The organism is Klebsiella aerogenes (assembly GCA_029027985.1).
Taxonomy (GTDB): Bacteria; Pseudomonadota; Gammaproteobacteria; order Enterobacterales; family Enterobacteriaceae; genus Klebsiella; species Klebsiella aerogenes_A.
The window spans coordinates 3,008,182-3,019,516 of sequence record CP119076.1; the positions used below are offsets into that span (position 1 = coordinate 3,008,182).

An 11,335-nucleotide genomic window follows, 5' to 3' on the forward strand; every position below is an offset into this window, starting at 1 on the left:
TTATATTCTCCGTTGGGGGGGACGAGAACCCCCGACCGGGGTTCGACAACTGGCGCAGCCAGTTGGACAGACCGCGAACGGCAGTAAGCGGGCTGCCCCGCAGGGGCGAGCGCAGCGAGTCAATCCCCCCTCACCGCCATATTCAAGATAAGAGCTCGTACGAAAGTACGGGCTTTTTTTTCGCATGTTGCCTCGTAGACATTCCCGGGGTCGGCATAAATGCCCCGCCCGGGCTACCGAACCGCACCCGCTTGGTAGCCCGGCCAAGCGCAGCGCCGCCGGGAAAATAGGCTCGGCATAAATGCCTCGCCCGGGCTACCGGACCGCATGGACACGTAACCCACGGACTAATCCTCTTCCATCCGTTGATACTCTTCGCTGAGGTAATCCACCAGCGCTCTGACCGAGGGTAACAATCCGCGCCGTGAGGCAAATACCGCGTGAATGACTTCACGTCGCGGCTGCCACTCATCAAGCACAATCGCCAACTCCCCCGACGCCAACTGATCGCGCACCATTAATAAAGGAAGCTGAACCACGCCAACGCCCGCTATCGCCGCCTCACGCAGTGCCAGCATATCGCTGGTCACCATCCTCGGCGTAAAGTAAACCTCGGCTCGCGCGCCATCCGGCCCGGTCAGTTGCCATTTATGCTGATGCTTGCCCGCACCGATGCTCAACCCCGGCCAGGCGCTTAATTCTGCCGGTGCCTGCGGGCGCCCAAGGCGAGCGATCAGATCCGGACTGGCGACCAGCCGATGCCCGCGATCCGCCAGCACCCGCATCACCAGGTCGCTATCCTCGAACGGTCTTGGCCGCACACGGATTGCCACGTCGACCCCCTCGCCCACCACATCCACCCGTCGGTTCGTCGCTTCCAGATGCAACGTCACGCCGGGGTAGCGCACCATAAAACGCGCCAGCATCGGGCCGACGTGGGCATGCAATAAAGTCACCGGACAGGTGAGCTTGACGCTACCACGCGGCTCAGACTGCAGGGTTTCCACCGCCTGCTGCGCCGCCTCGGCTTCGATCAACATCGCCTTACAGTGTTGATAGAAGGTCTGCCCCACTTCCGTGACCGCAAACTGGCGAGTCGTTCGTTGAATCAGGCGTACGCCCAAGCGTTCTTCCAGTTGCGCAATACGGCGACTCAGTTTGGATTTTGGCTGATCCAAGGCTCGGCCAGCGGCGGCAAAGCCGCCGTGATCCACCACCTGCACAAACCAGGCTAAGTCATTGAGGTCCTGCATCCTTTTCTCCATCGTTCCATTTTTAGAACAGTATAGGTCATTTTCACTGTCTACCGGAATATTAGCCCCGGATATAAGCTTACTCACATCAGATACAGACATGCAGGAGATAACCATGAAACAGATTACTGGAGTCTATACCGCGCCTTCGCAGCACTGGGTTGGCGACGGTTTCCCGGTTCGCTCAATGTTCTCTTACCAATCGCACGGCGAACAGCTGAGCCCCTTTTTACTGCTTGACTACGCCGGTCCGCACACTTTCCCTGCGGGCAACGGTAAACGCGGCGTCGGCGAACATCCGCATCGCGGATTCGAAACCGTCACCATCGTCTACTCCGGGGAAGTTGAGCACCGTGATTCGACCGGCAGAGGCGGCGTTATCGGCCCCGGCGATGTGCAGTGGATGACGGCAGGCGCCGGGATCCTGCATGAAGAGTTCCACTCGGAAGCCTTCACCCGCTCCGGCGGTGAACTGAAGATGATGCAGCTGTGGGTCAATCTGCCAGCAAAAGACAAAATGACCACGCCGGGCTATCAGAGCATCACCGCTGACGTCATTCCGGAAGCGGTGCTGGAAAATAATGCAGGAAAAGTCAGAGTCATTGCCGGGCATTACGGCGATGTCGCTGGCCCCGCGCATACCTTTTCGCCGCTGAACGTCTGGGATATGCAGCTCAATCAGGGCTGTGATGTCACGCTGCGTCAGCCGGAAGGTTGGAGCACCGCGTTGGTGGTGCTTGAAGGAGAAGTCACCGTCAACGGCGCGGAACGCGCACGTGAAGGCCAGTTGGTCGTGCTAAGCCAAAAAGGCGATGCCTTCCATCTGGAGGCAGGCAGTGATGCCAAAATTCTGCTGATGTCCGGCGAGCCGCTTCAGGAGCCGATCGTAGGCTACGGCCCGTTTGTGATGAATACCAAAACGCAAATCGCCGAAGCGATTCGCGATTTTAATAGCGGCCGTTTTGGCCAAATCTAACGTAATTGAGGTGAAGAATATGTCTACTCCAGCTAACTTTAACGGTTCTCGTCCGGTGATTGATGTTAACGATACCGCGATGCTGTTGATTGACCACCAAAGCGGCCTGTTCCAGACCGTTGGCGATATGCCGATGCCGGAGCTGCGCGCCCGTGCCGCCGCGCTGGCAAAAATGGCTTCGCTTGCAGGGATCCCGGTGATCACGACCGCTTCCGTGCCGCAAGGCCCGAACGGCCCGCTGATCCCGGAAATCCATGAGAATGCGCCGCATGCGAAGTACATTGCGCGTAAAGGCGAGATCAACGCCTGGGATAACCCGGATTTTGTGGCGGCGGTGAAAGCGACCGGTCGTAAAACCTTAATCATCGCCGGCACCATTACCAGCGTCTGCATGGCCTTCCCGGCTATCGCCGCCGTCGCCGATGGTTATAAAGTGTTTGCGGTGATCGACGCCTCCGGTACCTATAGCAAGATGGCGCAGGAGATCACTCTGGCTCGCGTGGTGCAGGCCGGCGTAGTGCCTATGGATACCGCGGCGGTGGCCTCCGAGCTACAGCGCACCTGGAACCGTCCGGACGCGGCCGAGTGGGCCGAGGTTTACACCAAAGTGTTCCCGGCATATCAGTTGCTGATCGAAAGCTATGCCAAAGCGCAGGACGTCGTGAAGAACAGCGAAAAGCTGGACTCTCAGCGTTAAAAAAGCAGCCCCGCCGTGTTTACGGCGGGGCAGTGTTCATTGCTTAACCGAACGGTAAAGAAAGAAAAAAATATGCTTGACCGTTTTAGCTCAACTCCCTATAGTAGCGCCCCGTTGCCCACCCAAGGTGAGCAGCAAAACAATATGGTGAGGTGTCCGAGTGGCTGAAGGAGCACGCCTGGAAAGTGTGTATACGGCAACGTATCGGGGGTTCGAATCCCCCCCTCACCGCCATATTCGAGATGAGAGCTCGTACGAAAGTACGGGCTCTTTTCTTTTATATTCTCCGTTGGGGGGACGAGAACCCCCGACCGGGGTTCGACAACTGGCGCAGCCAGTTGGACAGACCGCGAACGCAGTAAGCGGGCTGCCCCGCAGGGGCGAGCGCAGCGAGTCAATCCCCCCCTCACCGCCATATTCAAGATGAAAGCTCGTACGAAAGTACGGGCTTTTTTTTCGCATGTTGCCTCGTAGACATTCCCGGGGTCGGCATAAATGCCTCGCCCGGGCTACCAAACCGCACCCGCCTGGTAGCCCGGCCAAGCGCAGCGCCGCCGGGAAAATAGGGTCGGCATAAGTACCTCGCCCGGGCTACCAAACCGCACCCGCCTGGTAGTCCGGCCAGGCGCAGCACCGCCGGGATAATACCCAAAAACAACAAGGCCCGGGATATCCCGGGCCTTGCACACTATCTAACGCTTAATAATAGGCTTTCAGCGTCCGCTGACAGAGCATGGAGCGCACGCAGTCATCGGTGGTAAAGCGCACAATGCCGACCATCTCGTCTTCTTCAAAACGCGACAGCGCATCGCTCAGGCCTGATTTTACGCCAGAAGGTAAATCACACTGGGTAATATCACCATTGACGATCACCGTGACGTTCTCCCCGAGGCGGGTCAAAAACATTTTCATTTGCGCTGCGGTCACGTTCTGAGCCTCATCCAGAATCACCACCGCGTTTTCAAAGGTACGTCCGCGCATATAGGCGAACGGCGCGATTTCCACCTTGCCGATTTCCGGGCGCAGGCAGTATTGCATAAAGGAAGCACCCAACCTTTTCACCAGTACGTCATAAACCGGGCGGAAATAGGGAGCGAATTTCTCGGCGATATCTCCCGGTAAGAAGCCGAGATCTTCGTCGGCCTGCAGAACGGGACGGGTAACAATAATTCTGTCCACATCCTTATGGATCAGGGCTTCAGCTGCTTTAGCCGCGCTGATCCAGGTCTTCCCGCACCCGGCTTCGCCGGTGGCGAAAATCAGCTGTTTATTGTCGATGGCATTCAAATAATGCGCCTGAGCGTCATTGCGCGCCTCAATCGGCGAAGCATCGCGGCTATCCCGCGCCATGCCGATGGATTCTACGCCACTCATTTGCACAAGCGATGTGACCGATTCTTCTTCACGTTGCTTATGGCTACGCGAATCCCGTCTCAGCACACGTTTTGCCTCACGACGAGCTTTGATCACTGCTTTTTGTCTTCCCATGGATAGCACCTTGCGTTGTTGGTTTACATCACACGCGTCAAGATCAACGCGATTATGCGCACAAACGATTGAGGTTTGGCTTCCTTGTAAGCCATTGCTTGCCGGTTGAATGGACAATAAGTCGCGGCTACGCGCACCGCGTACCCTGCCAGGGTTAGTGTTATTAGTCGTAGAAGAAGCTGGGATTACAGAGAGGAAATCGCTGCCGGAAGCTGGGCCTCCGTGCTGGAAAGTACGGGATGTGGTTTTACGTTGTCCGGTACGGGACCTTACCATTCGCGATCTCCATAGTGAGCGACATCACTGCCGGGAACTACCGCGTATGTAATAAGTACATCAAAAAAGATTCTTAATGCAACTTATTTTTTACATTAACGCAACAAATATTTCTCAAGCAGTTGCTGAGAACTATCCGTCATTTGTATTACAGAAATATAACACATGGCAGGAAATATAATAAAAAAGAGAAAAACAGCAGAAAACGCCCTGCCCATGAGGGGCAGGATGCGTGTCAGGCTTGTAGCAACGATTGTCCAAGGTAGTGCTGATCGTTGATAGCACCCGGTAATACAAAGAAATAACCGCCGCCAATCGGTTTGACGTATTCCTCCAGCGCCTCACCGTTGAGCCGCTTTTGCACCGTCAGGAAACCCTTTTGCAGATCGTGCTGATAGCAAACGAACAACAGACCCATATCCAGTTGTCCGGAGTTGGTCACCCCCAATGAATAGCTGTAGCCGCGGCGTATCATCAGACTGGACTGCGTTTCCGGCGTTCGTGGGTTTGCCAGGCGAATATGGCTATCGAGAGCAATCACCTCGCCGTTCGGATCGCGGCTGTAATCCGGCGTATCATGTTCATTTTTCATCCCCAGCGGCGCGCCGGAGTGCTTATCGCGGCCAAAGATCGTCTGCTGCTCTTTCAGTGGCGTACGATCCCAAAATTCGACATGGAACTGAATGATACGCGCCGCCTGATAGCTGCCGCCGATAGCCCAGGCCGGTTCGCCCTGATCGGCCGTGACCCACACTACCTTATTCATCAGCGCGTTATCGTGGCTTGCCGGGTTTGCGGTGCCGTCTTTAAAGCCCAACAAGTTGATTGGCGTCTCTTTGCCTTTGCTACGCGCGGCGCTATCCGAGATAAACCCTTCTCGTTTCCAGCGCACGCTCAGCAGGTCCGGCGTGTGTTTAATGATATCGCGCAGCGCGTGAATCACCGTATCCTGGGTATTGGCGCAAATTTGCAGTAGCAGATCGCCATGGCACAGCGCGGCATCCAGCGAATCGTTGGGGAAACGGGTCATTGGCTGCAGTTTTTTCGGCGCTTTATCCGCCAGGCCAAAACGCTCGTCGAACAGCGAATGGCCAACCGAAACGGTCATTGTCAGGTTATCTGGTGCGATCCACGGACCTAAGATCCCCGAATCCATGGGCGGCAAGCGTGGGTTCGGCGTATCCGGCGCCTGGCCGCCTTTGCTCAGGAAAGCAATGCGTTGCGTTAACAGCCGGAACAGGCGTTCGAGATCGCCTTTATCCGCCGCAAGGACATCGAAGGCAACCAGCATCATTGACGCCTGCTGCGGCGTCAGGATACCTGCCTGATGCAGGCCATAAAATGGCTGCGTTTCCTGACGAGCATCCGGCGGCAGGGTTCCCGGCGAGCTTTTCGCGTTCGCCGCATGCGCCACCGGGCAACCGCCGGTTATCGCCAGCGCGCCGCCCAGCGCGCCGATCCCTTTCAGTAAGCGACGACGTGACGGCTCGTTCACGTCGTGTGGTTTCTGCTGTGTCATTAAATTAATCCAGACCCAGAATCCCGCGCAGCTGGGCCAGATCTTCCGCCAGGGTAGTGATCGGCCCTTTCAGCGCATTGCGGTCAGCGGTGGTCAGTTTGTCGTAGGTCTCGAAACCGTCTTTCGTACGGTATTTGCTGAGGATAGCGTCAACTTTCTTGAAGTTAGCATCAATTTTCGCCAACAACGCGCTGTTCTCTTTTTGCAGCTGTGGACGCAGCAGATCGACAATTTTCTGCGCGCCATCGATGTTCGCCTGGAAGTCCCACAGATCGGTGTGGCTGTAACGATCTTCCTCACCGCTGATTTTGCTGGCTGCCACTTCTTCAATCAGCCCTGCCGCGCCGCCCACGACTTTCGATGGCGGGAAGGCCAATTCGCTGATCCGTTTTTGCAGTTCCAGCACATCGCTATTCAACTGGTCGGCATATTTTTCCATGCCCTTGACGCTATTGTCGCCAAACAGCGCTTTTTCCAGACGGTGGAAGCCGGTGAATTTCGGATCTTCGGCTTTTTTCTCGAAATCATCTTCACGAGCATCAATGCTGCCGTCGAGATCGGAGAACAGTTCGGCAATCGGTTCGATACGCTCATAGTGTTGGCGCGTCGAGGCGTACAGCCCTTTCGCTTTCTCAATATCGCCGGCTTTCACCGCGTCGGTAAAGGCTTTGGTGCCGGTCACCAGCTGGGCAGTTTCCGCCGTGACATAAGCTTTGTAGGCGGTAATCGCTTCACCAAGCCCCAGCACCGCGTCAGCTTTCGCGGCGTCTTTAGCCGCTTCGCCGGTCACAATCAGTTTACCTTTTGGATTGGTCAGCAAGCCGCAGGTCATGTCGTACTCACCTGGCTGCAGATTGGCCGTGAGTTTTTGCGTAAACCCTGGCGCGATGTTTTCGCGCTCTTCCACCACCATCACCCCTTTGAGGATCTCCCACTCCAGCGCTTTCTGGCTGTGGTTCTGAATGATGAACTGGGTTTTGCCCGCTTTGACAGTCACGTTCATCGGTTCGCACTGCTTGTCATTGACGGTGACTTTTACCTGCGGAATATCGGCAGCCTGAGCGTAAAAAGCAGAACTGAATAGCGCAGCGACGGCTAACTGCAGCGCATTACGGCGAAAATGAATCATCATGACCATCCCTTTCTGTAAGTATGTTGTAACTATATTAACCCACGGCGCCTGACTTAAGCGGCCCGCGATGCTGTCGTTTTATTGCCCGGCGGCAAGGCGAAGAGCACCAGCGCCGGAATTAAATAGAGCAGGTAAACCGCCACTTCGCTGATGGTTGGCGTTTCCTGATAACCAAATATCCCTTCCAGCAGCGTGCCAAACAGCGTATGCGTTGACACCACGTTGCTGAGATCGAACGCGACGTCCTGGAAGTAGTTCCACAGCCCGGCCTCATGGAAGGCGCGAATCGCCCCAGCGGCCAGACCAGCCGCCACCAGCAGGATAAACAGGCTGGTCCACTTGAAGAACACGCCGAGATTCAGGCGAATACCGCCCCAGTAGAGCAGGAAGCCCAACACCACCGCCGTCGCCAGACCCAGCATCGCGCCCAGCGGCGGCCAGATACCGACATCCTGCTGGAATGCCGCCAGCAGGAAGAAGACCGACTCCAGTCCTTCGCGAGCGACAGCAAAGAACACCATCATTACCAGCGCCCAACCGTGGTTATTACCCCGCTGCAGGGCGTTATCCACCGCCTGCTCCAGTTGTTGCTTAACGTTGCGCGACACTTTGCGCATCCAGAACACCATCCAGGTGAGGATAAACACCGCAATCACCGCCACGATGCCTTCAAACAGCTCCTGTTCACGCTGTGGGAATTCGCCGGTGGTTTCGTTGATGACAATCCCCAGTCCAAGGCACAACGCCGCGGCGAGGAATACGCCGATCCACATTACGCCGATCCAGTTGCCGCGCTGGGTTCGTTTTAAATAGCTGGCGATCAGGCTAACGATCAGCGCGGCTTCCAACCCTTCGCGTAACATGATGAGAAATGGAACAAACATGCCGAAACCCTTAAATGTGTACCGCAGTCAATGGATGCAAAGATAGGTAAATATTTCTGATAGTGATTATCATTACAACAATGAGAAACACAAGCAAAATGTTTAGAGAATTGGTGACGAGTTGTAAATTAGTCACCACAAAATAACCACTTGTGGAAATGCCTCGCCCATTCCGTTTATTTTCTTTTGTTCTACACTCATAAATAGCACTCAGCCGAAATTCATTTTTAAATCATTTCCTGCGTTTTTTATTTTAAAGACTTCTCTATAGTTGAGCGTTTTTAACGGGCCTGGCGGCCATATAAAATAAAAGCTGGAATAATTCATGATAGAAAATAATGAGTTAGTTAACATCGAGAAACGCATCGTCACCCGTTTTCTGGATATGTTTATTAAGTTTGGTTTAATACTGGCGCTGGCTTCATTCTGCTTTACCGTCTTTTCACCATTCTTAAACATGATGCTGTGGGCGTTGATCCTGGCCGTCACCCTATATCCATTACAGCAACACATCGCCCGACGCATTGGCGGGCGCCAGGGGCTGGCCTCCACCGTGCTGGTATTATGCGGCCTGCTGGTTATCGTCATCCCCACCATTTTCATGGTGACGTCGTTGGGTGAAAGCGCAGGTAGTCTGATTGATAAGGTCAGCGGCAGTAACCTGGCGCTACCGCCGCCTTCGGCCAATATCGCCTCCATTCCGCTCGTCGGCGGCAAGTTGTATGCCTTCTGGTTGAAAGCCTCGGCGGACCTCCCTGCGATGTTGAGCAGCTATCACACGCAAATTGGCGAGGCGGCGAAGCTGGTGCTCGGCGTGTTGGCCAGCATGGGCGGCGGATTGTTAGGCTTTGTATTCTCCTTTATTATCGCCGGCGCCATTATGAGCTGGGGCGCGGCGGGCGCTAACAGCGCCAAACGCATCGCCATCCGTATTACCGATGAGAACAAAGGCACTGCCCTGACCCGGCTGTGCACCGGCACCATTCGCGCCGTGGCGCAGGGCGTTATCGGCGTTGCGCTGATTCAGGCATTACTGGCGGGGATTATTATCGCGCTGGCGGGGATCCCGGCGGCCGGTATTTTCTTCGTCCTGGCGCTGGTGCTGGGGATCGCGCAAATCCCGGTGATTCTGGTCACCGCCCCGGCCATCGCCATTATGTGGATGACCGGCGATCACGGCACCGCCATCAATATTATGTTTACCGTACTGCTGATTGTCGCGGGCATGGTTGATAACGTCCTCAAGCCATTGATGTTGGGGCGTGGCGTTGATGCGCCAATGCCGATCGTCCTGCTTGGCGCGCTAGGCGGCATGGCGACCGACGGTATTCTCGGTATGTTTATTGGCGCGACCCTGCTTTCGATCGGCTATCTGATCTTCATGAACTGGGTTAACGAAGGCGCCGCAAAATAACCGCCTGATTGCCAGCGGTTCGCCGCCAGACCGCGCGCGACATAAAAAAACGGCTCCCATCACGGGAGCCGTCGCAGTATCTGGTCTTTCACTCGGTATTATTCAGCGGTGGCGTGAACCGGCGGCGCTGAATGGTAATGGGCATCCGCTTCAGCAAAACGCTGCTGCATTGCCGCCGACGGCGCTTTGCCGAGCAGACTGAAGACCACAATCCCGATGCTGCCGAAGATGAAGCCTGGAATAATTTCGTACAGCCCCAGCCAGCCGAACTGTTTCCAGACGATAACCGTCACCGCGCCAATCACCATCCCGGCCAGCGCGCCGTTGCGGGTCATACGCGACCACATCACCGAGAACAGCACGACCGGGCCAAACGCGGCGCCGAAACCGGCCCACGCATAGCTCACCAGACCTAAAACGCGGTTATTCGGGTTCGCCGCCAGCACAATGGCAATCAATGCGACCACCAGCACCATGCAACGTCCCACCCAGACCAGCTCTTTCTGACCAGCATTTTTACGCAAAAAGGCCTTGTACAGGTCTTCGGTAATAGCGCTGGAACAAACCAGCAGCTGGCAGCTCAAAGTCGACATGACCGCCGCCAGAATCGCCGACAGCAGGATCCCGGCAATCCATGGGTTAAACAGAATTTGCGCCAGTTCGATAAATACGCGTTCAGCATTCTGGTTTACCGCGCCCGCCAGGCTCGGATTATTATTGAAATACGCGATACCGAAGAAACCGACGGATACCGTGCCCGCCAGACACAGGATCATCCAGGTCATACTAATACGGCGAGCGTGAACGATACTGTGGTGCGAATCTGCCGCCATAAAGCGCGCCAGAATATGCGGCTGGCCGAAATAGCCAAGACCCCAACCCATCAGCGAAATAATCGCGACAAAATTCAGTCCTTTCAGCATATCGATATTTTCAATGCTCTTTTGCTTAATCACTTCCAGTGAATCGCCGAAACCGCCAACCGAGATAATCACCATCACCGGCGTCAGAATCAGCGCGAAGATCATCAGGCTGGCCTGGACGGTGTCGGTCCAGCTCACCGCCAGGAAACCGCCGACGAAAGTATAAATAATCGTGGCGGCGGCACCGGCCCACAGCGCAGTTTCATAGCTCATGCCGAAGGTGCTTTCGAACAGACGCGCGCCGGCAACGATGCCGGATGCGCAATAAATAGTGAAGAACAGCAGGATCACCAGCGCGGAGATAATACGCAGCACGCGGCTTTTATCTTCGAAACGGCCGGTAAAATAGTCCGGCAACGTCAGCGCGTTGTTATTCACTTCGGTATGCACGCGCAGACGCCCGGCCACCAGCTTCCAGTTGATCCACGCCCCCAGCGTCAGGCCAATAGCGATCCAGCTTTCGGAGATCCCGGAGAGAAAAATCGCGCCCGGCAGCCCCATCAGCAACCAACCGCTCATATCAGACGCGCCGGCAGAAAGCGCCGTCACAAATGGCCCCAGACTGCGGCCGCCGAGAATATAATCATCAAAGTTCTTGGTTGAGCGCCAGGCAATAAAACCTATCAGTACCATGCCAAAAATATAAATAATAAAAGTCACCAACATGGGTGTGCTAATAGCCATGCAAATCTCCAGAATTTATTTCGACAACGTCCAACTTTGTCGTTTTATCCACTACCGGAACGGGGTAATGGCACATTGGTTGTATTGGG

General features: G+C 55.4%; 9 protein-coding genes and 1 tRNA gene. 4 read left to right on the forward strand and 6 right to left on the reverse strand.

Annotated features, from left to right (window positions below; genetic code table 11):
• Positions 1-347: 347 nt before the first annotated feature.
• Positions 348-1,253 (reverse strand): LysR family transcriptional regulator, encoded by a 906-nt coding sequence (locus PYR66_14435; protein ID WEF26524.1) that lies wholly within the window; start codon positions 1,251-1,253, stop codon positions 348-350.
• A 115-nt stretch (positions 1,254-1,368) separates the two neighbouring features.
• Between PYR66_14435 and PYR66_14440 the strand changes: the two genes are divergently transcribed.
• The 3 genes from PYR66_14440 to PYR66_14450 all read left to right on the forward strand — a co-directional run bounded on the left by PYR66_14440 (position 1,369) and on the right by PYR66_14450 (position 3,160).
• Entirely contained in the window at positions 1,369-2,229 is an 861-nt protein-coding gene (locus PYR66_14440; protein ID WEF26525.1) for a pirin family protein, read from the forward strand.
• 19 nt (positions 2,230-2,248) lie between these two features.
• On the forward strand, positions 2,249-2,926 hold the full coding sequence (locus PYR66_14445) for an isochorismatase family protein (GenBank protein WEF26526.1): 678 nt from the start codon (positions 2,249-2,251) through the stop codon (positions 2,924-2,926).
• A 146-nt stretch (positions 2,927-3,072) separates the two neighbouring features.
• Positions 3,073-3,160, forward strand: a tRNA-Ser gene (locus PYR66_14450).
• Between the two features lie 465 nt (positions 3,161-3,625).
• Here PYR66_14450 and phoH read toward each other — a convergent pair.
• The 4 genes from phoH to PYR66_14470 form a co-directional block, all read right to left on the reverse strand.
• The gene (gene phoH, locus PYR66_14455; protein ID WEF26527.1) at positions 3,626-4,414 is read right to left on the reverse strand and encodes a phosphate starvation-inducible protein PhoH; all 789 of its coding nucleotides are present in this window, start codon (positions 4,412-4,414) and stop codon (positions 3,626-3,628) included.
• Between the two features lie 511 nt (positions 4,415-4,925).
• A complete protein-coding gene (efeB, locus tag PYR66_14460) occupies positions 4,926-6,209 on the reverse strand; it encodes an iron uptake transporter deferrochelatase/peroxidase subunit (GenBank protein ID WEF26528.1) in 1,284 nt (427 codons plus the stop codon).
• Between the two features lie 4 nt (positions 6,210-6,213).
• Positions 6,214-7,341, reverse strand: coding sequence for an iron uptake system protein EfeO (locus PYR66_14465; GenBank protein WEF26529.1), 1,128 nt, complete (start codon positions 7,339-7,341; stop codon positions 6,214-6,216).
• Positions 7,342-7,394: 53 nt separating this feature from the next.
• Positions 7,395-8,225, reverse strand: a complete 831-nt coding sequence (locus PYR66_14470) for an FTR1 family protein (GenBank protein WEF26530.1) — start codon at positions 8,223-8,225, stop codon at positions 7,395-7,397.
• 325 nt (positions 8,226-8,550) lie between these two features.
• On the opposite strand from PYR66_14470, the gene PYR66_14475 reads away from it, so the two are divergent.
• On the forward strand, positions 8,551-9,639 hold the full coding sequence (locus PYR66_14475; GenBank protein ID WEF26531.1) for an AI-2E family transporter: 1,089 nt from the start codon (positions 8,551-8,553) through the stop codon (positions 9,637-9,639).
• Positions 9,640-9,737: 98 nt separating this feature from the next.
• Here the strand turns inward: PYR66_14475 and putP are convergent, their stop codons facing one another.
• Positions 9,738-11,246: a sodium/proline symporter PutP gene (gene putP / locus PYR66_14480; protein ID WEF26532.1), complete on the reverse strand. Its 1,509-nt coding sequence runs from the start codon at positions 11,244-11,246 to the stop codon at positions 9,738-9,740.
• Between the last annotated feature and the right edge of the window lie 89 nt (positions 11,247-11,335).

Excerpts from the sequence above, each read along its gene's own strand:
- PYR66_14435 (WEF26524.1), bottom strand. The coding sequence starts at position 1,253 with ATGCAGGACCTCAATGACTTAGCCTGGTTTGTGCAGGTGGTGGATCAC.
- PYR66_14440 (WEF26525.1), top strand. The coding sequence starts at position 1,369 with ATGAAACAGATTACTGGAGTCTATACCGCGCCTTCGCAGCACTGGGTT.
- PYR66_14445 (WEF26526.1), top strand. The coding sequence starts at position 2,249 with ATGTCTACTCCAGCTAACTTTAACGGTTCTCGTCCGGTGATTGATGTT.
- phoH (WEF26527.1), bottom strand. The coding sequence starts at position 4,414 with ATGGGAAGACAAAAAGCAGTGATCAAAGCTCGTCGTGAGGCAAAACGT.
- efeB (WEF26528.1), bottom strand. The coding sequence starts at position 6,209 with ATGACACAGCAGAAACCACACGACGTGAACGAGCCGTCACGTCGTCGC.
- PYR66_14465 (WEF26529.1), bottom strand. The coding sequence starts at position 7,341 with ATGATGATTCATTTTCGCCGTAATGCGCTGCAGTTAGCCGTCGCTGCG.
- PYR66_14470 (WEF26530.1), bottom strand. The coding sequence starts at position 8,225 with ATGTTTGTTCCATTTCTCATCATGTTACGCGAAGGGTTGGAAGCCGCG.
- PYR66_14475 (WEF26531.1), top strand. The coding sequence starts at position 8,551 with ATGATAGAAAATAATGAGTTAGTTAACATCGAGAAACGCATCGTCACC.
- putP (WEF26532.1), bottom strand. The coding sequence starts at position 11,246 with ATGGCTATTAGCACACCCATGTTGGTGACTTTTATTATTTATATTTTT.